This is a genomic window from Clostridium estertheticum (genome assembly GCF_011065935.2).
Classification (GTDB): Bacteria; Bacillota; Clostridia; order Clostridiales; family Clostridiaceae; genus Clostridium_AD; species Clostridium_AD estertheticum_A.
This window is the reverse complement of sequence record NZ_JAAMNH020000002.1, coordinates 25,807-48,927: the sequence shown is the minus strand read 5'-3', so window position 1 is coordinate 48,927 and position 23,121 is coordinate 25,807. Positions and strand designations below refer to the sequence as shown.

The window sequence follows — 23,121 nt, the reverse complement described above, 5'->3', positions numbered from 1 at the left end:
GCCCAATTAATTGCCAAACTTATACTTAATTTGCATAACTTTATGATTGCGACCTTATCGCTTCCCTTTTTCACATTCCATTCACATGGCTCGGGGGTCTTTGTAAGAAAATGGGTATAACGTAGCGGAGACCATTTTTTTACTTGCTAACATATAATAAATAATAGAATTTAGTGTAGTAGAGATGTATAATTTAGTTAATAGATTTAGAATCGGAGGGTGAAAATGAAAAAAAAGAAAATTATTATACTTATTATCATTATACTGATAGCACCATTATTAATATTTGCTAGTATTTATACTGGAAAATTCAATAGTTCAACTCGTAGTGCAATAATAATGATTGGCTTTGCTATTTATGTATTTGCAATTATATATAGCCTATGGTTTATACGGAGCAGGAAAAAAAAATAGTAATTATTAGCTTAGTATCATTAAATCCTCATCAGATACCTAAATATACCTAGCAGAGATTTCTCTCTGCTAGGTATTACAGGAATAAATGATAGACCCACCCGTTTTGGTAATCTATTGATATATAATATCACACCGGCTCAGAAAGAAGTTTTCCAGCAACATAACGTTTTGTTATGTTTCTGTCATCTCCGCAGTATATAAACCTTTGGAGGCGCTCTTCAATGCTTCTGAAATCCCTGTCACCAAGGTTTTCATCATCTATTACGAGAGCATCCAGTGAGTATCCACGCTCAAAAGACCCCACCTTGCCAAAGAATTCTCCGCCACCTTTTGTTCCCATGTAGAAGGCCTCAGGCATTGTAAGACACCTTTCAACCTTTCCACTATTAAGCCAATTCATCTTGGAAGATTGAACGGCACGGCTCATCACCTTATATATACCAATCTGATGACCTGCACCAATGTCCGTTCCAAGTCCAACCCTAATTCCAGCATCAAGGAATTTCCTTGCTGGCATTATACCTGATGACAAGTTGTAATTAGCATTTGGGCAGTGTGCTATGAAGACGTTTCTTTTTGCAAGTAGCTCTATTTCTTCTAGTGTATTGTGTACTGCATGAGTCATAATCGTATTTTCAGTCAGAAGCTTCATTCCATCATATACATCTGCGTATGAACCAAATTCTGGATGGAGTTCATTCACCCATTGGATCTCACTTTCATTCTCAGATAGATGACTTTGCACTTTAAGATTGTACTTTTCAGAAAGATTAGCAAGACCCTTCATGAGTTTTACTGAACATGATGGAACGAACCTTGGTGTTATTATAGGCTTTACAAGATTGTACTTGTCCTTTGTAGCCAATATCCATTCTTCAGTAGATGCTAGTGACTCCTCAGTTGACTCCACATAAAAATCCGGTGAATTTCTATCCATATTAACTTTTCCAACGTAAGCCCCAATACCCGCCCTATTGAAGACGTCCATTAGAATTTCAGTTCCATTTCTGTGAATGCTTGAGAAAAGTGAAACGCGAGTGGTTCCATTTCTCCACAACTCCTTTGCAAGATTTGTGTAAAGCCTCTTGGCGTACTGCTCATTGCTATATTTAGCTTCTTCAGGAAACGTATACTTTTCAAGCCATTGTAGCAGTTCCTCATCTAGGCCAAGACCCATATTCTGAAATTGTGGAGCATGCAGGTGCATATCTACAAATCCAGGAATTATTAGTGAATCACCAAAATTATCAACGCTAGTCACCTTTAAGTGGCTTGGAAGTTCTTTGAATATTCCTACAACTGTTCCATCAGACTCTACAAGATAGCTGTTTTCATAGACTTCGAACTTTTCACTAGACGCAGTAAAAATTATGTTTCCTTTAAGTGCTTTCATTATTATCCTCCCTTTTTTTCTACGGTTAAATAATTTAGCAATTGTGCTCACTTTAAGAACTGTATAAAAAAAACAGGTTGCTAAGTTAAATGACTATAGAATAATTTAAGCTTAATTCAGTGTAGCTTCAAATTATTCTTGTAGTCAGGTAATTTACAGCAACCTGGTAGATACTATTAGAGCATATTTCTAATATATACAAGAAAATATTTAATTGTCCTCTTTATTTTACAACTTTCCAGATTAATTAGATACCATTTTCATTTAAAAAATCTTTTAATAAATTTATACATACAGTTTTCCTATATTCTTTTGAAACTCTCCCAGCGCTTGGGTTTATTGCATTTTCGTATAAATTTAGGTAATTGTCCTTTAATCCCTTAGCTTCACTAATAGTTTTTCCTATAAACATCTCATCAATTTCAGGATGTCTAACTATAGTAGGTTCGATTGCTCCAAATGCAGTTGCTACATGAGTAATCACTCCATTTTCTTCATGTAAAAGTCCTGCAAATCCCACTCTAGTAATTGCTAGTGCCTTTCTAGCACCTATCTTCTTATAATAGTAATTTTCAAGATATTTTTTAGGTATTAAAAATTCAACTATGAGTTCCCCTTCTCTTAGGTCAAGCTGTTTTCTTTGCTTATAAAAATCTTTAATATAAATTGTTCTCTCAGAACTAGCACTTTTTAGTCTAATAAGTGAATCTGCAACAAATAATATCAAGGCTGAATCAGCCTTTGCTGATCCATTTCCTATATTCCCACCTATAGTTCCGAAATTTCTTACAGCTGGGCCTGCAAGCTGTGACATTGCATCCTTTAAAATTCGAGGTGCAACATCTGATTCCTCTATTTCAGTGAAAGTACACTGTGCCCCTATTCTTATATAATCAGAATCTGATTTTATTATTTTAAGCTCAGCTATCTTATTCAAAAATAGATAGCTTGCACCTTCCTCTACTTCAAGCATAAGATCAGTTCCTCCACTGTAAGGCTTAACCTTTTCATCCCTCATTACTTTCAGTGCCTCTACAAGCGTTTCTGGCACGTATCCATTATTTAATTTTACCATAATCCTTTACCTTCTTTTGCTGCGATTCCTATAGCTTTAACTATTGAATTGTATCCTGTGCAACGGCATAAATTTCCGGATATTCCACGTCTTATTTCTTCTTCCGTTGGATGTGGAGTCACTGCAAGTATACACTCTGTTGCAAGTACCATCCCCGGTATACAAAATCCACATTGCACTGCTGAAACATCTCCATAGGCTTTATCAATAACCTTAAACCTTTCAGTATTACTAAAGCCTTCTATAGTCATAACATCACTTCCATGAATACTTCCCATTGCTATCATACATGAATTAGCAAGTCTCCCATCGATGATAACAGAGCATGCTCCACATTCACCCTCCTTGCAACCACACTTTACTCCAGTAAGTCTATAGGTTTCTCTCAATACATCTAAGAGTCTGTTTGATGCACTACCCTCGTATTGAACATTTTCTCCATTAAGTTTGAACTCAATATATTTCATGAATATACCTTCCTCTCTATTTTAATATGGCTTTCCATATATCATTACTTATATCTAATCCTCTTTTGCGGATATTGCTCTTAGTGTATCTTCTACTGTAAATGGAATGTGTTGAACCTTCTTACCTAAAATCTGTTCCACAGCCTCTATATATGCTGCTGCGGTTCCCACATTTGGAAGTTCTCCTGCGCACTTAGCTCCATAAGGCCCATAGGGATATTCGTTAACATGCATCTGAGCCTTAATAACTGGCACATCCATAGCTGTTGGTATGATATAATCGCTCAAGCTGTTATTTCTAATTCGACCTGTGCTATCATGATCCATAAATTCCATTGATGAATAACCAATGCCCTGAAGCATTCCACCCTCCATTTGTCCAACTACTATATTCATGTCAATAGGAGTTCCTACATCAAAAGACCCATATGCCCCTATAACATTGTGCTGACCTGTTAACATATCAATCTCAAGCTCTACAGACTGAACTGACCAAGAATAGGTAGGATAAGCATCTCCACGGAATTCAGCAAGTGAGAAGGGTATAAGAAATTCTGGATGCTTGTAGTGCTCCTCAATGATCTGCTCTTGTCCATCCTTCCATTCATCTTTTAGCCGAGTTGTGGCACGACGTATAAGCTCTCCAACTACCATAAGTGATCTTGATGCAACTGTTGGGCCAGAGTCTGGAACTTTGTCAGTATCAGGGTTACGTACTATTATTTGCTCAAATGGAATCCCTAGCTCTTTACCTGCTATTTTTGCAAAAGTTGTTTGTAGCCCTTGTCCCATATCGGTATTGGAAGTAAGTATTTCCACAGTGCCATCTTTATACTTTTTAACTTTTAATACTGCTTTTATTAAGTCTCTTTCTCCTGAACCTGTGAAGCCTGCACCATGGAACGCCAGCTGTATTCCTATTCCACGTCTAAATCTTCCAGACTGCGGCTTGTCATAAAGTTCTTTTTTCTTCTTGTAATCACAAAGGATATCCACTTCTTTAATCATCTCTTTAAGTGGAACGTGGAAATGAAATTTTCCATTAGTTGGTGTATCATCTCCCTGCGCTACAATATGTTCTTGTTTAAATTCTAAGCTATTTCTTCCTTCACCTTTTGCTACGTGGTTCATAAAAAGATCCATGTCAAAGAATACCTGTGGTGCTCCAAATCCTCTGAAAGCTCCTTTAGGAACTGTATTTGTTTTGTTAGCCTTGCCGTGAACCCTAAGGTTTTCAATATTGTAAACTCCAGTAGCACATATTGTTCCGCGTTGCAGTACTACCGCCGAAAGTGTTGAATATGCACCTGCGTCATATATTATATCGATATCCATTGCTGTAATTTTTCCATCTTTAACAGCTGCCCTGTATCTTGCAGTTGAAGGATGTCTCTTACTAGTTGACGTAATATCTTCTCTTCTATCAAAAATAACCCTTACTGGTTTCTTAGCTTTCATACTTGCTACTGCCACCTGACATGCAAGTATTGATGGATAATCTTCCTTTCCACCGAAGGCTCCACCTGTAATATCCGTCTGAACCTGAACCTTGTCCTTTTCAAGCCCTGTTGCAAGTTTCACCGCTGTAAGAACATAATATGGGCATTGCATGGATCCTCTAACGGTGATTTTACCATCATGATAGTCTGCAATCATTCCATTAGTTTCTAGATACAATTGTTCACCATAACCTGTATTTAAAATTTCATCATACACTTTGTCAGCATTTTCAAAGCACCCATCCACATCACCTTTTTCATGATGGTAATCAAAAAATGCAATATCTGATTTAGTCATATCCAGTATAGAAGGAAGTTCCTCGTAATCAATTACTATTTTTGATACAATTTCCTCTGTTACTTTTTCATCCGGTCCCACCACCATAAGAATTGGATCTCCAATGTATTCCACAGTATCTATAGCAAATACTGGCATATCCTCCAGTACTATATGAACCTTATTTTCACCAAGAACATCGTCCTTGTTAACTATCATGTATCCATCTGGTAATTCTGGCAAGGTAATGTTCTTTATTTTAGCATGAGCCACTGTTGATCTCAAAAACTTACCGTGAAGAATGCCATCAGTAGGAACATCTGCCACATATTTTGCCACACCTAATATCTTTTTTGAATGATCTTTCTTAAGAACTGAATTTCCTATATTATTCATAATACCCTCCTTATGTTTAATAAGTTTTCAAGTGCATTTGCATGACTTTATTTCTTAAATCTCTTTTTTTACAAGAAATTATAAAATAATATTTCTTAATTTTCTGAATAATAAAATCATATAAGGTCCTTATCCTGTGCTTTTTAGTTAAATTATATGATATCGTTATCATATATTACTTGGTTCGATTATATGGTATTATTTCCTAAGTTTCAAATACTTCTTAAAAAGTATTTGAAAGAGTACGTATACGAAAAAATACAATGTACAAAATTTGCATTTTATACATTGTATTATATATAATCGGATGTTTTGTCTTCAAAATACTTTTTAAATTGCTCCCAAGTATACTTGGTTACCGCACTATAGAACTGGTCATAATTCTCCATAAACTCTCTACCTTCATTGCTAAGTCTTGTTCTCCCTTCTCTTGCTCCTCCTTGCCTTCTTAAAACTATTTCATACCCAAGATTTTTTTCAAGTTCATTAATCATATCCCAGGCTTTGCTTAAGGATAAAGACATCCTTTTACAAGCGCCATTAACAGAATTATTGTCGTCTATAAGCTCAAGAAGAAGTCTTAATCTAGAATCGAGAAAAACCTTCTCTTTCCTTATATTTATAGTTAAAGAAGGCTGAAACAAACTATCATTGTGAGCCGGCAGAAGTGCTTCTATTTCGTCCTCATCATTAATTGAGCATGTAACTCCTCTATCATTCACATTGAGCCAAGTTATAGAAGCACCCAAGGAATCAATGGCTCCCCTAAGTCCATTCCCACCAGCATAGGAAAGAATATCAGGAATATATACACTATCAATAAGCAGGGGATGTCCACCATGCATATTATATGATGGAATAATGATTTCATCCTTTATTTCAATCATTTTTAGCACTGTCTTATAATTAAACATAGGCACATTTACAGGTGTTAACATAACTCTATCACACTTACCTAGAAGATATTTAAGTCCAATCTTGTAGGAATCAATAAGTGGAGGATTCTCATAATCCTTGTTTATAATAAAAATAGCATCTTCCCTTGCAAGAGCTGACTTTATTTCTGGATCTTCAAAGCCAGTAATTACTACAATAGGCCATATACCAGCTTTTTTATATGTAAGTACTATTCTTTGAATTAAAGAAATTGAACCAACCTTTTTCATTGGATAAGCCACAAATCTGTTGGCAGCAGCAATTATTCCTCCAACCTGTCTCACAGTATCACCTCATTAAAAGATTCTTGATATCTTATTATATTCTACACTATTATTATTAAAATTCAAACCAGGTACCATATGAAAATTTCACATTTGGTGTTTTTACACTAATCATTAAGCTATAAAATGTTTTTCAATGAGACCTAGAATATCAAAACCTTAGTATAAACGCTAAACATATGAAGGCAGTTCCTGGACGTAAGCCTGACGGAAAGGATAGGTTTTCTTGAAAATCATGGTAATTTGATGTATTATAATAGAGAAATTGAATGGTGAACTACATAGTAGAATTGCAAAAAAATAACTTATAATGCTAAGATTAATAGGAGTAAATATATGAAAAAAATATTAAACATAATTGCACAAAAACCTGATAAAACAGGAAGCGGAATATACTTACAAGCACTTGTTAAGGAAGCGGATAAAAAGGGCTATGAGCAAGCTGTGGTTGCAGGGATATCTGTAAAAGATGAAGATGTCTATTTTGATGTAAAGAAAGATATTACATTCTATCCTGTTATGTTTGAAACAAAAGAGTTACCTTTTCCCGTTGTAGGAATGAGTGATGTAATGCCTTATGAAAGCACTAGATATAGGGATTTATCTGAAGATATATTAGAAAAGTGGAAAAGTGAATTTTCTTTAATTATAGATAAAGCTGTTAAAGAGTTTAAACCTGATATAATTATATGCCATCATACATGGATAATAACCGCTTTGGTCAAGGAAATGTATCCAAATAGAAATATAATAGCCTTTTGCCATGGAACTGATTTAAGGCAATTAGAGACTTTTAGAAAAATGGATAGCCAGTTTTCAAAGAATGTAGTCAAATATGTAATATATAATTGTAAAAACCTAGATGTAGTAATCGCTTCTCAAAGACATGAAAAAAATTTGCTAATTAACCAATATGGGATAAATGAAAAGAAAGTAAGAGTCGCTGGACCTGGTTTTAATCCAGATATATTCTACATGGAGGAAAATAAGGATTTAAGTACTAATATAAAAATAGTTTATGCAGGGAAGTTAAGCTATTCTAAAGGGGTTCCTAATTTAATTAATGCCATAAAGTTATTAGAGAATTACCATAAGGATATAGAACTTTATCTTGTAGGCTCAGGAGTGGGAGATGAAGCAAAAGAGATACTGAAAATTTGTAGGGATCACACCTATAGTTTTAATATTCATGTTTTGGGGGCAATTCACCAAAAGGAATTAGGGCATCTTTTTAGAAGTTGTGACATATTAGTACTGCCGTCTTTTTATGAAGGGCTGTCACTAGTATTAATAGAGGCTATGGCTTGTGGTTTAAAAGTAGTTGTAACAGACTTACCCGGTGCACGCGAATGGATGGGGAGCAGCATAAATAATAGCGGAATTATAGAATACTCATTTTTGCCAAGGCTGAAAGACATAGATATTCCAGTAGAAGAGGATATACCAAAGTTTGAAAGGAGTTTAAGCTCGGCTATCAATAAGCAACTAGAAAATAAGTTAGTGATAAGTGAAGAGCTTAAAAATGCTGTCAATAAAAAGTCTTGGAAAAGTTCCTTTGAAGACATAGAAAGGTCATTTTAGCCTTTGCTATTACAATATTAGCTTACTTTTACATTTTTTTTACAAATGACTGTCACCCTAGTGAGGAGACTACCGACGAACTAATGTCTGCATCTATCTTCTGTTGAGTTTGTTGTTTAGCGGTTAACGTAATATTTTTAGATACTGGCTGAGAACTTGAACAACCGGTTAGTAAGCTTCCTGTTATTATGATACTTGTTAATATTGATATAATTTTTCGATGTTTCTTTTGTATCAAATTGAGTCCCCCTTGGTTTAACTAATTTCTACATATTATAACTTTAATTTCCTTTTTTTGTAAATGTATTTAGAGATATACTTACAATTTTCTCCTTAAAGGAAAATAAACTCTATCACTATCCCTTAAAATTAATTCCAAAAATCCTCAGTAAGTTTTTCTATTTCTTTTGACCTTTTTTTAGTTGCCTCAAAATCTATAGTTATTATGTCATTTTCTATATTTAGAATATCTCCCTCTTTAGCTATTTCGGGGAGTTTTGATTTTTCTATATCTATCATTTGTCTGTTTTCTTTTTCACAGACTGCAAATTCGCCTTCAAATCTATCAATTGTTACATTCCCTTAATTACCTCCTGCACATATATTACAAGGGTAGTTATGTGAAGAACTTAGTGCTTCGCCTAACGTTCCACTTAAAATAGTCTTACTTCTTGATAATGTACTACAGCTTTTACTATAGTGATAGGATTTCCCTGTAGGAGTATGAAATACAATTCTGCTATTATTTGATGGAGCTTGTACTTTTACTGGTACAGGTACTACTGTTGGTGCCGAAGTAGATTTAGCGGTACTACTCCCCGAATTCACGTTATTATTTGAACTGGTTCCTGCATAATCATAACTACCGAGTTTAGTATTGAAGGTTATATTCCTACCATCAGAAGTTAATACTATAGTTCCATTTTCATCAGTTCTAAAAACTGATATATTCTTAGCTTTAAGTTTATTCATAGTACTCTGAGTTGGATGTCCGTAGGTGTTCCCTTTTCCAACGCTTATAATAGCATACTTAGGGTTTACCTTATCCAACATATTTTGAGTAGTAGATGATGAACTTCCGTGATGTCCTAATTTCCATAAATCAGCTTTCACATTAAGACCCTTGGATAACATTTCATTTTCAGATACATCTTCTGCATCTCCGTCAAGCATAAAACTATTGTTACCAAAAGTTAATCTAATTACAATTGAAGTATTATTTATATCTTCATAGCTACTACTATTAGGAGCTAAAATTGTTGCAGTGGCCTCTCCTATTTTAAAACTTTCTCCAACTTTAGGTACTGTAGCTTTCATTCCCTTTGATTTAATGGCATTTACTACATCTTGAAAAGCTTTAGTATTGGATGTAGCTTTGGGCATGTAGATTTTTCCTATTTCAAAAGAATTGATAACATAGTCTAACCCACCTATATGATCCTCATGTGGGTGAGCTCCCACAACATAATCAAGTTTTGTAATTCCTTGCTGTGATATATAATTTTTAACAAGAGCTGAATCTGGGTTATTGCCTGCGTCTATAAGCATAGAAGCATTACCTTGTTCAATTAAAATAGAATTAGCTTGTCCCACATCTATAAAATGAATCTTAAGTAAACCTTTTACTGAACTCGGCGCAATTACTTCTGTAGGTTTAACTACAGCAACCTCTTTTTTCTTGGCATCTTCCTTAGCTGTTTTAGCTTCTTCTGCTTTTTTCTCATCTAAGGTAGCTTGTTCACTAGCCTGTTTTGTTTCTAGTTTTGCAGCTGCTTGTTGTGCAGCTAGTACCTTTTGCTCATCCATTGTTAGAGGATTTGACATAGCTATGCCTACAATAAACATCATAAAGAGCATAATACCTACACCAATTTTCAATATTACCTTACGTCGTTTAAATTTCTCGTTTATGAAAAATTGATATGTTACTAATCCTATACTACTTGCAACAACAAACCATCCCGCAGCTTTTGCATAAATAGTTTCAATTACAATAACTAAAAATATATAAACAACTACTTGAAACCACTTACTCCTAAAAATTTTATTATGACTTAATTTCAACTTTGTACTCCCCCTATTAAATTCTAATATTTTATAATAAACGATATAAATATATATCAATTATTCCTATTACATATAAAACGGCTCCTGTGCCAATAATTTTAGCGAGCTTAAGAGCTGATATTATTTACACTTTTGACATACTTTATTAAATACCTTTAAAGCGATGTATGTAATTCTTTCCAATTTCAAATGTACACCTATGTTTAAGTACATAAAAATAGAGCAAAACTATCTGCTCCATAAATTAATTACACAAGTTATTCAATTAATGTTTGAGTATAACTAATAAATTGATATATTTTCTATTTTTTTAGCGCTATAAGTACATTATGGATATTATTTATGTCTTCTATATTTAATTCATCAAAATTATCTAATCTCGCTTTAATATCTTCAATTGTTTGATTTTTATAGCTCCTACTATTATTTCCTTTTAGAAAGAATGTAGCTATAGTTGCGGTTAGCATACCCAAAAATCCAATACCAGATAACATCTTGAGGAATTACAATACAATAAATTAAAAGTATGGCATATAAAGTTTAGGTTGCGTTTAAAATAATATAGATATAATTCATATTTAAGTGAAACTAAATTGTAATTTAGACCGTCTAATATAATAAAGAGAGGTGTATTATGAAAAAGGTAAATATACTTATTATTTCATCAGTTCTTTCTTTGGGGTTATTTACTGCTTGTTCAAGCCCAAAGGAAGTAAATATCATAACTAATAAAGAACCAATAAGTACAACTGTGAAGGAACAAGACATTAGAGAAGTGGCATATAATCAACTAACCTCAAAAGATAAGGAGAGGCTATTGGAAACTTGGAAGGATAGTAAACTTTCTAAAATAACCTTACATGAAAGTATGGGGAGGATTAATAATATTTCTTATATTGGTAAAGAAGTATATCTTATAGATTTCCAAACAAAAGGTGGAATACAAAGTAGTATGGGTGTGTATTTAGGAATGGATACTAATAAATTAATAGGCTATGGATATACGGATTAAATTTTAATATTTAGTTCTCAATTTTCTTATAAAGCGAATGAATTAATATAAAAATAAATAGAAGAAGTTATAACTGCTGCTATTTTGTTTGCTAAAATATATGTTATTTCATGGGCTAATTATTATTTGCTTTATGAACATAAAAACATTTTAAATTCTATGCGAGACAATCCATGCAAATAGGCATATTTAAAAATTTTTCTTATGTATGCCTTTATACATGCACTGCTGTTTCTGGTACTAAAGTTTAAATATACCTTACACCTACTTCAGCAAGTATAGCTTTAGGCGGAGGCAATTGCTGCATTTATTTTTTTTAGAGTTTCCACATCTGTTTTTGGAATTATAATACTAACGGAATATTTAGGTTCACTACCATTAATACTCTTTGGTTCCCACACATTTGCATAACTAAATCTCACGTTTCCAGTAATTACTTTCATGAATACATCCTCCTCTAATTTATAGAATTTGTTCCATTCAAAAGCTCACCATACTTTTCTTTTGGAATCTCTGTGAGCTTTGTAACACCAAAACTTTTTATAAGTGCTTTCACTTGTTCTTGCTTACCATCTTTTGAAAGCCTTGCCAGTGTTCCTCCCCTTTTATTTTTACAATAAATTAAATAAAAATACTTTAGAGGTAATAAAGATGGTAAGAGCAAAAAAATACCCGTTAAGCTTAAAACTATAGTTTAACGAGTAATGGTTACTGGCACTTTGCGATGCTTCCCATGGTATAGACAATGTAAATTTTTTATCTATTAGATGATAGTAATGATTTCATCATCTTTTAATCTAGATTTAGGTAATTCAGCGTTAAAATCATTATCACTGCGATAACCTAATCCAACTATAGCAATTGCTGTATATCCGTTTTTACGTAAACCTAACTCTTCATCTAAAACTTTCGCATCAAACCCTTCCATTGGTACGGCATCAATGCCAAGAGTCGCAACACCTAGTAAAAGATTACCAATGTTTAAATATACCTGTTTTTCCATCCAATGTTGTAAATCTTTCTCATCATCACGATGTATATTTACAAATTTTGAACGTCCCATATGTTGGTTATCTTTAAATACTTTATCATTAAAACGACCATCAGCATCCTCTTTTTCTAATACATGAAGTAAATATTCTTCATCCATATCAGTTCTTGAACAAAATACAACAACCTGATCTGCGCCTAATACTTTAGCTTCATTAAAATTAAAAAAGCCTTGAGTGCTTTTACTAATTTGTTTTTTACCTTCATCTGTATTTGCAATTACAAAGTGCCATGGTTGACCATTAACACTAGATGCACTAAGTCTTAAAAGAGCCTTGATTTTAATTAAATCCTCATCAGAAATTTTCTTTGTAGAATCAAACTCCTTTACAGAATAACGTGTGTTTAAAATTTCAATTAAGTTCATATTCTTTTCCTCCTCTTATTTCTATATCTTTTTTATAGCCTTTGTACAACAACTTACTTACTTTGGAACATTAACAAGCTTACCAATTATAAATAATTTAGTATTTTTTAGAAAGCAGCTTTATATATATTTAGTACATCCTGTGCATCTAAAGGTTTGAAGCTTCCAAGTTTCCCACGTACAGTAGCTTGTTTTGCCATTTCTTCTAGTTTTTCTTCCTTAATTCCAACTTCTCTTAAGGTGGAAGGTATTCCTAATGATACAAAGTGCTCTCTTGTCTTTTTAATAGCATTATGAGCTATTTCATATTTGTTACCACTAGCATCAAGTCCCCAAACATTAACTCCATATTCAACAAACTTGTTTACTGTATTATCATTTAGTGAATACTCCATCCAATGTGGTGTTAAAATTGCAAGACCAACTCCATGAGTAATATCATAGAATGCACTTAACTCATGCTCCATTCCATGAACACTCCACTCTGTTTCTTTTCCATAACTTAACAGGCCATTTATAGCAAGACTTGAGGTCCACATTAAGTTTGCCCTTGCTTCATAATTTTCAGGATCAGCAATAGCTTTTTCACCATAATTTATACAAGTTTTAAGAAGTGCTTCTGCCATTCTATTTTGAAGATAAGCTCCTTTTGTATTACTAAAGTATACTTCAAAAATATGACTCATTATATCAGCTGTACCTGCTGCTGTTTGATTTGCAGGTACTGAAAATGTATAAGTAGGGTCTAATATTGAAAACTTAGGTGCCATATATTTATTACCAGTGGCTAATTTTTCACTAGTTTCTAGATTTGTAATTACTGCTCCTGCATCCATTTCAGAACCTGTAGCAGATAATGTTAGTATAGTTGCAATGGGAAGAACTTTATTTATTTTTCTTGGATCAAGTACAATGTCCCATGCATCACCATCATAATAATAGCCAGCTGCTATTACCTTTGAGCAGTCAATTACACTTCCTCCACCTACAGCAAGTATAATATCTACTTTATTTTCTCTGCATATTTCAATCCCTTTTTTTACGCTTGATATTCTTGGGTTAGGCTCTACACCTGATAACTCGAAAAATTTTATTTCATTTTTGTTAAAAATGTCTGTAATTTTACCATATAATCCACTTTTCTTTATGCTACCACCTCCGTAAACAAGCAAAACTTTAGAACCATACTTCTTTACGTTTTCTGCAAGGTGATTTATTTTATCTTTTCCAAAAAATATTTCTGTCTGTATTGAATAATCAAAATTTAACATTTCATAATCCCCTTTATTTTAAATTAGCTTTTTTATCTGATGTAATTTATAACATTTTTATTTCTCTTTGATGGTCCTAAAATACTATTATTCGCTTTATGTCCTACGGCTACAGCATAAAACGGTTTATATCCATTAGGCAGTCCTAATTTTTTAACTTCATCACTAAGTGAAAAGAAAAATTTAACAAGGCCTACCCATACTGTTCCAAGACCCATACTTTCACTAGCTATTAACATATTTTCTATGGCTGCTGAGCAATCGACTAAAGATGAACTAACATCTTCTTTACCTGAAACTATTATTAGAGTAGGTGCATCATAAAATATATTTACAGCGTTTTCTCCAATATTTACTATGTCTTTATCATCACTTTGACGCATCACTTCTTTTGACTTATCACTTATATGTTTAATCATTTCTTTATTTTGTATTACTGTAAAATGCCATGGTTGTGAATTATTTGCAGTAGGTGCTTGTATTCCGGCCGCTAGTATTTTTTGCAATTCCTCCTCACCTATTTGCTTGTCTGTATACTTTCTTGTGCTTCTTCTATTTTCTATTGCTTTAAGTACTTGGTTTTCCATATGTTTATGCTCCTTATTAATATTAGATTTTTTTATACATAACTTATTTTTTTAAATTACTTTTTTACAAACATTCATTTACTCTTATAACTCTTAAGGTTTCGTTTATTTTAATAATATCTTTTATGCTATATATTATAAATTCTTACGTACGTGTACGAACTATTCAATCTTGAAAAAAGCTTTTACAGCATTCTTTCAAGATTGCTTAAAGCTTTTTCTATGTCATTTTCAAAAGTATTCCATTGATTTTTATCAAAATTCTTTTGTAATAAATTTAAAAATTCATCTTCAATTTCATATAGTTTTTTCTTAATAATATTAGCTTCAGGAGTTAAACTTATGTATACACTCCTTTTATCTTCAGAACAACTACACTTTTTAATTAATCCTTGATTCTCATACTTTAAGATAATATCTGATAAAGAGGATTTTGAAATTTTCCAAATTTTTGCTATTTCGTTAAAAAGCAATGGTGTTCCATCTCCTGAAAGAATATAGAATAATGGAACATGATTTCTTAAAATTGGCAATCTTTCTTCATTTATTCTTTTTATAATATATTTATCAGAAATATTACAAATATCATTAATCTTTCTAATAATACACTTATCTTGCATCTCCTCACCTCATTCGTTCGCGTATGGACTTGTTTGTAAATTTACTTTAACATAAGTATCGAGTATTGTCAATTACTTTTTCATTTTAAATATCAAATACTCTGTAGTGTAAATGATCCTTATCACCTGATAACCTTTTAGTCTTTTATACAAAAAAATCGCCATCTTTAATTCGATGACGATTTTTTATATAGCTTTTCAGTGACCTCTAGAGTAGCGAAGGCATTTTTACTTGCTAATGACTCAAATATAAATAGATAAATAATAATATGTTCTATTTTTCCTCTGAATTTTTTTCATCTAACAAGTAAATTTTATCAGCATATTTAGACTCATCTGAAATCTTCAGCTCAGAATTTTTAGCCGATTGTTTAACCTGAGCACCGGATATGTTAGGTTTGGCAATACACCCAGCTCCAGCAACACATCCACCTGGACACCCCATTCCTTCAAGGAGATATCCATCGTACTTTCCTTTTACAGCATCATTAAGCATCTCCCTACATTCTCTCAGTCCATTAGCAGCTTTAATCTTAACTTCTCTCCCTGGCTGTTCTTTTTTTATCAAATCAGCTACAGCCTTAGCCACTCCACCTGCAACCGCAAAGCCTCTTCCTGAACCAGTTGCTTCATTACTCAAGCTCATATCTGTACCAATTATTTCTACCTCTTTGGCTGTAAGCATTCCAGATAACTCCTCATATGTAATTACAAAATCTACTTCACTTTTTACGCTTTTTCTGGAAGCTTCTAATTTTTTTGCGCTACATGGCCCAACAAAAACAATCATTGCATCTTTATATTTTTCTCTCACAAGTCGAGCAGCAAAAACCATTGGAGTCAAAGTCATTGAAACATTTTCAGCATACTGCGGATATAAATTTTTAGCCATAACAGACCATGAAGGGCAGCATGAAGTACCCATAAAGGAAAGTTTTTCAGGTACATTTTCTATAAAATCTTTTGCCTCAGCAATTGTACAAATATCTGCACCTATTGCAACTTCAGCAACATCTTTAAATCCAAGTGTAATCATTGCTCTTTTAAAATCATTAAATCCAACATTTCTACCAAACTGCCCTACATAGGATGGTGCTACAATTGCAACTACTTCTTTCTTTTGATTGATTGCCTGAATCAGTTGAAATATTTGGCTTTTATCAGATATTGCTCCAAAAGGACAATTTACCAAACACATTCCACAGCTAACGCATTTATCATAATCTATTGATGCTCTTCCATCTTCATCCGAATATATTGCATCCACTCCGCATGCCATGGCACAGGGCCGCCCATGTTTTATTATTGCTGAATACGGACACACTTTAGCACATAAACCACACTTTATACATTTTTCCTGGTCAATAACACTTTTCCCTTTAACCATACTAACTGCGTCTTTAGGACAAACTTCTACACAAGGGTGTGCAAGGCAGCCACGACACATATTTGTAACTTCATAGCTATTTGTTGGACAAGAATCGCAAGCAAATTTTATAATATTTACAAGTGGTGGTTCATAATATTTTGAAGGTTTTGTTGCCCCCTCTAACCCCTCCGTAATTGCTCTTGGTTTATCACTTGGTCTTAAATTTAGTCCCATTGCCAAGCGGATTCGCTCACTAACTATTGCTCTTTCTAGAAATGTACTTTCTCTATACTTCCCCACATCTCCAGGAATGATCTCATATGGGATATTCTCTATTTGTTTTAAATTGTCTTCAAAAGCCATCTTACTTACGGCCGTAAAAACTTTGTGTCTAATATCAGCAAGTGTTTTATATTCGTATTTCATTGTAACTCCTTTTATGTTTTAATATTTATAAAACTCAAAATATATATATTCTTCGTTAGACTATCATATAGTAACAATTTAGTCAATTTTGTTTCTAAACGAATACTTTCCTGCTTTAAAGATGACAATAAAAGAAAATCACCTTTCAAAAATTGGAAATGAATTTTCAATTTTTGTTCTAATTTTTTTTGACAAATTGAAGTACAAAATATATATAGTATAATATAAGAATATTATACTATATAAATAAGGAGGAAAAACTCAATGAATTCAGTTAAAATATATAAAGGAAATATTTTATTTACAAAAACACCTGAAAGTTTCACAGTTATAAAGCAGGGTTATATAGTTGTAATTAAAGGAAAGGTTCAAAATGTTTATAAAGAATTACCTATAGAACATACAGATTCTGAAATAATTGACTATGGTGATAAGTTAATTATCCCTGGTATGAATGACCTTCATTGTCATGCTCCACAATTCAAGAATATTGGTATTGCAATGGATAAAGAATTATTGCCTTGGCTTAATGACTATACCTTTCCTGAAGAAGGAAAATTTAAAGATTTAAATTATAGCAAAAAAGTATATCAACATTTTATAAAGGAAATATGGAAGCAAGGCACAACTAGAATAGCTGTATTTGCTACGGTACATAAAGTTGCCTCCATGAACTTAATGGACCTTTTTATAAAGTCTGGTCTAGGAGCTTTTGTTGGTAAGGTAAACATGGATTTAAACTGTCCGGAGTCTCTTTGCGAAACCTTAGAAAATTCACTGCGAGACACAGAAGAAATCCTTATCTCCTATAGAAATAAATCTTCCTTAGTAAAACCAATAGTAACTCCTCGTTTTGTACCAACCTGCAGCAGTGAGTTACTTAAAGGTTTAGGCGCCTTATGTGATAAATATACTGTGCCTATACAATCTCACTTATCAGAAAATAAAAGTGAAATTGAATGGGTAAAACAGTTGCATCCAAAGTCAAACTATTATGGCCAGGTTTATAATGATTTTAAGCTATTTGGTCAAACCCCAACTTTAATGGCACATTGCAGTTTTTCTTCTGAAGAAGAAATAGAATTAATGAAAAACAATAATGTAGTAGCCGTTCATTGCCCAACTTCTAATTTAAATGTAGGTAGTGGTATGCTTCCCATCAGAAAGTTTATTAATAATAATATCCATCTTGGTTTAGGTTCTGATATAAGTGGAGGCCACACTTGTTCTATTTTTAAAACCATGGTATATGCAATTCAGGTTTCGAAGCTCTTTTGGTCTAATTCTAATAAGGAAATTGACTTTCTTACAAACTCTGAAGCTTTCTATATAGCTACAAAAGGTGGTGGCAGTTTCTTCGGTAAAGTTGGTAGCTTTGAAAAAGACTATGATTTCGATGCCCTTATCATTGATGATTCAGAATTAAATTTTCTTAATTATACCTTAGAGGAAAGATTAGAAAGGTTCATTTATGTAGGAGATGATAGGCATATTCTTCATAGGTATGTTTGTGGTAAATTAATTGAGGAACCTATCTTTTAGCATCTACATTATATATTCAGAATTTCTCTAGCATGGGGTAAGATATCTATACTGAATTTTTAGGAGAGGCTTCATCCCCAGGGTATTGTTACGTCCCCCGAGTTGTTCTAATGCCTCATTTTTATTATTTTTAAATAATGATTTTTTTGATATCCAAATACACTTCTTTTTATGGATTAGGATTATTTAGAATTATATTTACACAAAAAAACATCAGAAATTATCTGATGTTTTAATATTTTGTATATTACAAATTAAAATTACTATGATACTAGCTACAACAAAGTTTTAGTTTCTATTTTTCAACCTGAAATTATAATTTCCAAATATATTTATCAAAAAATTCATTTACCTAGGGTTCCTAGTGAGCACATACTGGAGTCACTTGCTACTTCAAATTAAACATTTTTTACTGAAACAACTGAAATAATATGATAATGATTTTTGTAAAATTGAATTGCTGATACTTCAACTAAGAGAACTATTCCAATTAATGAAACGCTCTGTAGCAATATAGTGTTACCATTTGTAGTTAATTGAGCATTATAGATTCCGAAATAGGCCCATGCAATAGGAATTGGAAATATAGCATTTTTAATGTTTAATACTACCAACGCTGTCAAAACTACTGCAACAAGAAGAATAGCTACACTCCAAATTTCAGCCGCAATACCAAATCTACCCCATTCAATCTTTACTAGCCAAGCAGATATATTTACAACAGTTGCTATAAAAAGCCATCCTGAATATAAACCAAAAGTAAGAGGGAGCAACCAACGTTTTTGAGACTGAATTTTTCCAATTTGTTTTGTAACCAAAACCATGATAATTAAAAAAGTAAAAATAAAAATTGTAGACAAACCAATTAGATTATAAGAAAAACTTACAATCCACACAATATTTAGAGCACATGACAAGGCTCAATATAGCTTACACCTAATTCTGCAAGTATAGCTTTAGCTAATGCTTTAATAATCTCACTTCTTTTACTATCAAAAATGTTATTATCATTACTATTATCAATAAACCCAACCTCAACTAGTACCGCTGAGGCCTTGGTTTCTCTTAGCACATGAAAATTAGCCGCCTTTACTCCTCTATCAACAAAACCCATAGCAACAAGTGAAGCTTGTATCCCTTTTGCTAACCCTTTAGACTTTGCACCTGGATTTAAGTAAGTGTAAGTTTCAACTCCTTTAGCTTTTTCAGGCAGATACGCATTTCTATGAAAAGATATAAAATAATCATATGTGCTTCTATTTTCAAAATCACTTCTATCTCTAAGGCTTACTGTCATATCGCAAGTTCTTGTTTCATCTACAGCAATTCCATGCCTTCTAATATCTGAAGCTATAGCTCTGCCTAAGCTTAAGACATCATTGGATTCTTTCCTTCCACTGTATACTGCCCCACTATCTTCTCCTCCATGTCCATAATCAAAACATAATCTAACCATTACTCTAATCCTCCTTATTTAAATTTTTAAGCAGAAAAATAGTGCCCTCGCAGGCACTATCTTCCCTAAGCTACTTCAACTATACTAGTATCAGTAGTAACTATCTTAGCATCTTTCTTGCCAATTAAATTACCATTAGCTGATGCAAAAATATTTTTCGCAATTACTAAATCCATAAGAGCATTTACTTCAGCTTCTGTAACAGTTGGAACTCCATCTTCATCTGATTTAATGTCATCTACCGTTAAAGTAAAATACTTACCTTCTGTAGATGTTAAAAATCTCATAGCTAATTTATGCATATCACGTTACCTCCTTTTAATTATTTGACTCATGGGCTTTGAATTCTCTGCTTTCAATTTTCAACTAACAACTACTCATTAACTAAGCTGTACTGATCTTCTCTGTCTAGTCCGAATAATGGATAAGCTTTGATATTAGAAATAGCTTGTCCTACGGCAAAAATATCTGCATCTAATGCAGCAACTTTTAAATTGCTGAGCCTCTTTGTTGCAAATTTATCTTTGCCTTTTGTGTCAACGCCTACTATCATAGTAAGTTTTAGCGCACTGGCTACCTTTGTTGATTTAACTGCCATGTTAATTCCCCCTTTCATTTTGTTTTCATTGAATATATATGCCCTATGAAAGTTTTTTGCGAAGTTTTTTTAAATATATAGTTTTATATAAGTGCTATTAATTTTTCTATATTCAATCTATAATTCTCTTTATGATTTACTGTTTTTCCCAAGTCACAGTTACCCTAAGGGGACATAAGTGTTCTCAGTTTCTTTAAAGCTTTTTTCTTCATTAGTGCAAATTGATGGTAGCTTTTATCACTATCACAGGCTATTTCACCTAGGGACTGGTCCAAAATATAATATTTCTCCACAATCTCACGCTCTGTGGGATTCAGCTTATCAAGAGCTACATATAGTTTTTTAACCTCCTCGTATGCTATTACCTCATCTTCTAAGGTGAATTCATAATCTCCGATTGTATCAAAATCTAACATTTCACTGTTTGGCGTCTCTCTAAAATGCTTTATTTGTCCTTTTAAAAGGGCTCTAAAGTTCATTTTTATGGAATTTACGCAATAACCGTTAAAGCTGTTGCTGCCTAGCTTGTACATGGCTATTGCTTTCAAAACTGAAAGATACCCGTGTTGAACTAGGTCTTCAAAATCATAACTTGGAATGTGATATCTGGAGGCCTCCTTGAATATTAGATATTTAAATTTTTCCATTATTTCTTCTGTAGCGCTTTCTTCTTTAGTTTTCGCCTTTTCAACTAATTTTTCCATGATATACACCGCCTTTTTATATTATAAAAGCTCTATGCATCCCTCGCATTTATCCATGGTTAATTAAGCATCAAAAGGCCTTAATTTAAGTAAAATTTAGTTCTCTTTTTTCCATAAAATCCTCCCATTACTCTGTGATTTTTTAATCTTTATCTTAACTACATTTAACTGGGCTACCTGATCAATACTTTTATTTTGCCTCTTGTCCCCTTGTCCCAGGTACAAATGGCTTATTTACTAGGTTTTAATAGATCTTTGGGACAATGAGGACAAGATTCTCTTACGCGGGTATGCGTATTAGGCACACCTGTCCTTACTATTCTCTCTAATTCATATACCTCTATATACAATTCTTGTCCTAACTGTCCCAAATCATCTCCAAACCTTTATTTCATAACGGCTTGAGTGGTAGGACAAGGTTATGGGACAACCTATAAGCTACTGTCCACACTGTCCCGCAAATTTTCTCATTAAAACTCTTTGTCTTCCATAAATAGGTAAGTAAACTCTATCATTAATATTCTCCCACCCCTCAATCTTTAATGAGTATTTGTTGCTCACACTTTACCATGCATTGTCTGAGCTTACTAATGAAATATAAGGGTTTTACTTAGCTCTAGGTAAAATCGAATTAAGCGGATTTTTTAAGCAAGTTTTAAAAATATAAACACGGCACTGAATTGAATCACCCAAATAGTCTATAATTTAATTTTCAGTCCTCTTAAATAGTGAATTAATTAAATACAAAACTGCACCGGGTTCCCCCCCAAGTGCAGTTTTGTTATTTTTATTATTAATGTAAAATCTAAATCTTAAATAATATCCACCTACAAGTACTTAACTACTCTGATAAATATCATTAGTAAAACAAATATATATCAATATTAAATCTTATCATTTGGTAAAAATTAGTTCTTCCTCTGAGGTCGTTATAAATGTTGGAAACGAAGTGGACAACTTTTGTTTGCTACTTAAAAATCTGAATGCTTGTGCAAAAATTTCTGGACGACAGCCAATTTCATTAGAACAGGCATCTATTCCTAAACTACTCTTCACTACGGGACTTATTTTTTCTCTTAAAGACACAATATCCAATGACTGCTTCTGGACTGTCCTTCTTAATTCACAATCTTTGGGTCTCATAGACACAACACTTTTAATGCCTATACCATCTTTTTTTTATGAGGTTTTATCAATTATAAATTTAACCTCCTCAATAACATCCTTTAGATCCCGCTCACAATTTACAATGTTATCTGAAATAATCTCATAATCCTTAAATGCTAATCTATCGTGTGATATCCTCTGCTCTATGTTCTGTTGGCTGTCACCTCTTGAGCACATCCTTTCCACTAATATCCTCTCACAGCATTTAAAATACACAGTTTCAATAGGTATATCCTTAACTCGTTCTCTTAGATATTCGACTCCTTTAGGATCAATAACATAAATACTTGCATCTTTTATTTGCTCTCTTCCAGCCCAATAATGATAATTATTAAAAAATGTATAAGCTATAACATTAATATTTAATTGATAATTATCATCAAAACAGAACGGAGCGTCAACGAATGTATGACCCCATTCATTATCTTCTCTCATTGGTCTAGTCGTGTAAGAATGTATTATATTAAATCCCTGTCTCTCCAATTCTTTAACTACTGTTGTTTTTCCACTTCCACTTTTTCCTATTATGCAAATTATCCTATTGTTATTCATATATCAAA

24 protein-coding genes, 2 pseudogenes and 1 riboswitch are annotated in these 23,121 nt (G+C 32.8%); of the genes and pseudogenes, 4 read left to right on the top strand and 22 right to left on the bottom strand.

Annotation, left to right across the window (positions count from 1 at the left end):
- The first annotated feature begins 225 nt into the window (after positions 1-225).
- Positions 226-414 (top strand): hypothetical protein, encoded by a 189-nt coding sequence (locus tag G9F72_RS26420; RefSeq protein ID WP_164959406.1) that lies wholly within the window; start codon positions 226-228, stop codon positions 412-414.
- A 130-nt stretch (positions 415-544) separates the two neighbouring features.
- Here G9F72_RS26420 and guaD (G9F72_RS26415) read toward each other — a convergent pair whose 3' ends face one another.
- The 5 genes from guaD (G9F72_RS26415) to G9F72_RS26395 form a co-directional block, all read right to left on the bottom strand.
- Positions 545-1,810: a guanine deaminase gene (guaD, locus tag G9F72_RS26415; RefSeq protein WP_164959405.1), complete on the bottom strand. Its 1,266-nt coding sequence runs from the start codon at positions 1,808-1,810 to the stop codon at positions 545-547.
- Positions 1,811-1,931: 121 nt separating this feature from the next.
- Positions 1,932-2,032: riboswitch (purine riboswitch) on the bottom strand.
- Between the two features lie 25 nt (positions 2,033-2,057).
- The gene (locus tag G9F72_RS26410) at positions 2,058-2,885 is read right to left on the bottom strand and encodes an FAD binding domain-containing protein (RefSeq protein ID WP_164959404.1); all 828 of its coding nucleotides are present in this window, start codon (positions 2,883-2,885) and stop codon (positions 2,058-2,060) included.
- Positions 2,879-3,352, bottom strand: coding sequence for a (2Fe-2S)-binding protein (locus G9F72_RS26405; protein ID WP_164959403.1), 474 nt, complete (start codon positions 3,350-3,352; stop codon positions 2,879-2,881). Before G9F72_RS26405 ends, G9F72_RS26410 begins: the two co-directional genes overlap by 7 nt.
- A gap of 54 nt (positions 3,353-3,406) precedes the next feature.
- The gene (locus G9F72_RS26400; protein ID WP_164959402.1) at positions 3,407-5,524 is read right to left on the bottom strand and encodes a xanthine dehydrogenase family protein molybdopterin-binding subunit; all 2,118 of its coding nucleotides are present in this window, start codon (positions 5,522-5,524) and stop codon (positions 3,407-3,409) included.
- 293 nt (positions 5,525-5,817) lie between these two features.
- Entirely contained in the window at positions 5,818-6,744 is a 927-nt protein-coding gene (locus G9F72_RS26395; RefSeq protein ID WP_164959401.1) for an NTP transferase domain-containing protein, read from the bottom strand.
- Between the two features lie 336 nt (positions 6,745-7,080).
- On the opposite strand from G9F72_RS26395, the gene G9F72_RS26390 reads away from it, so the two are divergent.
- A complete protein-coding gene (locus tag G9F72_RS26390) occupies positions 7,081-8,325 on the top strand; it encodes a glycosyltransferase family 4 protein (RefSeq protein WP_164959400.1) in 1,245 nt (414 codons plus the stop codon).
- Positions 8,326-8,694: 369 nt separating this feature from the next.
- Here the strand turns inward: G9F72_RS26390 and G9F72_RS26385 are convergent, their stop codons facing one another.
- The 3 genes from G9F72_RS26385 to G9F72_RS26375 all read right to left on the bottom strand — a co-directional run bounded on the left by G9F72_RS26385 (position 8,695) and on the right by G9F72_RS26375 (position 10,886).
- On the bottom strand, positions 8,695-8,895 hold the full coding sequence (locus G9F72_RS26385; RefSeq protein WP_164959454.1) for a DUF3006 domain-containing protein: 201 nt from the start codon (positions 8,893-8,895) through the stop codon (positions 8,695-8,697).
- Between the two features lie 12 nt (positions 8,896-8,907).
- A complete protein-coding gene (locus G9F72_RS26380; protein WP_224676331.1) occupies positions 8,908-10,389 on the bottom strand; it encodes a ComEC/Rec2 family competence protein in 1,482 nt (493 codons plus the stop codon).
- 305 nt (positions 10,390-10,694) lie between these two features.
- On the bottom strand, positions 10,695-10,886 hold the full coding sequence (locus G9F72_RS26375; RefSeq protein ID WP_224676330.1) for a hypothetical protein: 192 nt from the start codon (positions 10,884-10,886) through the stop codon (positions 10,695-10,697).
- A 140-nt stretch (positions 10,887-11,026) separates the two neighbouring features.
- Between G9F72_RS26375 and G9F72_RS26370 the strand changes: the two genes are divergently transcribed.
- A complete protein-coding gene (locus G9F72_RS26370; protein ID WP_164959398.1) occupies positions 11,027-11,404 on the top strand; it encodes a hypothetical protein in 378 nt (125 codons plus the stop codon).
- A 287-nt stretch (positions 11,405-11,691) separates the two neighbouring features.
- On the opposite strand, the pseudogene G9F72_RS26365 reads toward G9F72_RS26370, so the two are convergent.
- The 7 genes and pseudogenes from G9F72_RS26365 to G9F72_RS26335 all read right to left on the bottom strand — a co-directional run.
- Positions 11,692-11,847, bottom strand: a pseudogene (locus tag G9F72_RS26365) (ssDNA-binding protein); the annotation flags it as partial.
- Positions 11,848-11,861: 14 nt separating this feature from the next.
- Entirely contained in the window at positions 11,862-12,068 is a 207-nt protein-coding gene (locus G9F72_RS26360; RefSeq protein ID WP_164959378.1) for a hypothetical protein, read from the bottom strand.
- A 99-nt stretch (positions 12,069-12,167) separates the two neighbouring features.
- Positions 12,168-12,821, bottom strand: coding sequence for an oxygen-insensitive NAD(P)H nitroreductase (gene nfsB / locus G9F72_RS26355; RefSeq protein WP_164959396.1), 654 nt, complete (start codon positions 12,819-12,821; stop codon positions 12,168-12,170).
- Between the two features lie 107 nt (positions 12,822-12,928).
- On the bottom strand, positions 12,929-14,092 hold the full coding sequence (locus G9F72_RS26350) for an iron-containing alcohol dehydrogenase (protein ID WP_164959395.1): 1,164 nt from the start codon (positions 14,090-14,092) through the stop codon (positions 12,929-12,931).
- 32 nt (positions 14,093-14,124) lie between these two features.
- On the bottom strand, positions 14,125-14,679 hold the full coding sequence (locus tag G9F72_RS26345; RefSeq protein ID WP_164959394.1) for a nitroreductase family protein: 555 nt from the start codon (positions 14,677-14,679) through the stop codon (positions 14,125-14,127).
- A gap of 185 nt (positions 14,680-14,864) precedes the next feature.
- Positions 14,865-15,299 carry a MarR family transcriptional regulator gene (locus G9F72_RS26340; RefSeq protein ID WP_164959393.1) on the bottom strand — a complete coding sequence of 145 codons (435 nt, stop codon included), beginning with the start codon at positions 15,297-15,299 and terminating at the stop codon, positions 14,865-14,867.
- A 274-nt stretch (positions 15,300-15,573) separates the two neighbouring features.
- Positions 15,574-17,094, bottom strand: a complete 1,521-nt coding sequence (locus tag G9F72_RS26335; protein ID WP_164959392.1) for a 4Fe-4S dicluster domain-containing protein — start codon at positions 17,092-17,094, stop codon at positions 15,574-15,576.
- A gap of 264 nt (positions 17,095-17,358) precedes the next feature.
- Here G9F72_RS26335 and guaD (G9F72_RS26330) point away from each other — a divergent pair, with 264 nt between their 5' ends.
- Complete coding sequence (gene guaD, locus G9F72_RS26330) at positions 17,359-18,636, top strand: guanine deaminase (RefSeq protein WP_164959391.1); 1,278 nt, start codon at positions 17,359-17,361, stop codon at positions 18,634-18,636.
- 398 nt (positions 18,637-19,034) lie between these two features.
- On the opposite strand, the gene G9F72_RS26325 is transcribed toward guaD (G9F72_RS26330), so the two are convergent.
- From G9F72_RS26325 to G9F72_RS26295, 7 genes and pseudogenes are all read right to left on the bottom strand, one after another.
- Complete coding sequence (locus G9F72_RS26325) at positions 19,035-19,460, bottom strand: hypothetical protein (RefSeq protein WP_224676329.1); 426 nt, start codon at positions 19,458-19,460, stop codon at positions 19,035-19,037.
- 95 nt (positions 19,461-19,555) lie between these two features.
- Positions 19,556-20,092, bottom strand: a pseudogene (locus tag G9F72_RS26320) (N-acetylmuramoyl-L-alanine amidase family protein); the annotation flags it as partial.
- Between the two features lie 65 nt (positions 20,093-20,157).
- The gene (locus G9F72_RS26315; protein ID WP_164959388.1) at positions 20,158-20,394 is read right to left on the bottom strand and encodes a DUF2922 domain-containing protein; all 237 of its coding nucleotides are present in this window, start codon (positions 20,392-20,394) and stop codon (positions 20,158-20,160) included.
- A 71-nt stretch (positions 20,395-20,465) separates the two neighbouring features.
- Positions 20,466-20,690: a DUF1659 domain-containing protein gene (locus G9F72_RS26310; protein ID WP_164959387.1), complete on the bottom strand. Its 225-nt coding sequence runs from the start codon at positions 20,688-20,690 to the stop codon at positions 20,466-20,468.
- A gap of 164 nt (positions 20,691-20,854) precedes the next feature.
- On the bottom strand, positions 20,855-21,394 hold the full coding sequence (locus G9F72_RS26305) for a sigma-70 family RNA polymerase sigma factor (protein ID WP_164959386.1): 540 nt from the start codon (positions 21,392-21,394) through the stop codon (positions 20,855-20,857).
- 894 nt (positions 21,395-22,288) lie between these two features.
- A complete protein-coding gene (locus G9F72_RS26300; protein WP_164959385.1) occupies positions 22,289-22,537 on the bottom strand; it encodes a hypothetical protein in 249 nt (82 codons plus the stop codon).
- A 36-nt stretch (positions 22,538-22,573) separates the two neighbouring features.
- Entirely contained in the window at positions 22,574-23,113 is a 540-nt protein-coding gene (locus G9F72_RS26295; protein WP_164959384.1) for an AAA family ATPase, read from the bottom strand.
- Positions 23,114-23,121 lie beyond the last annotated feature (8 nt).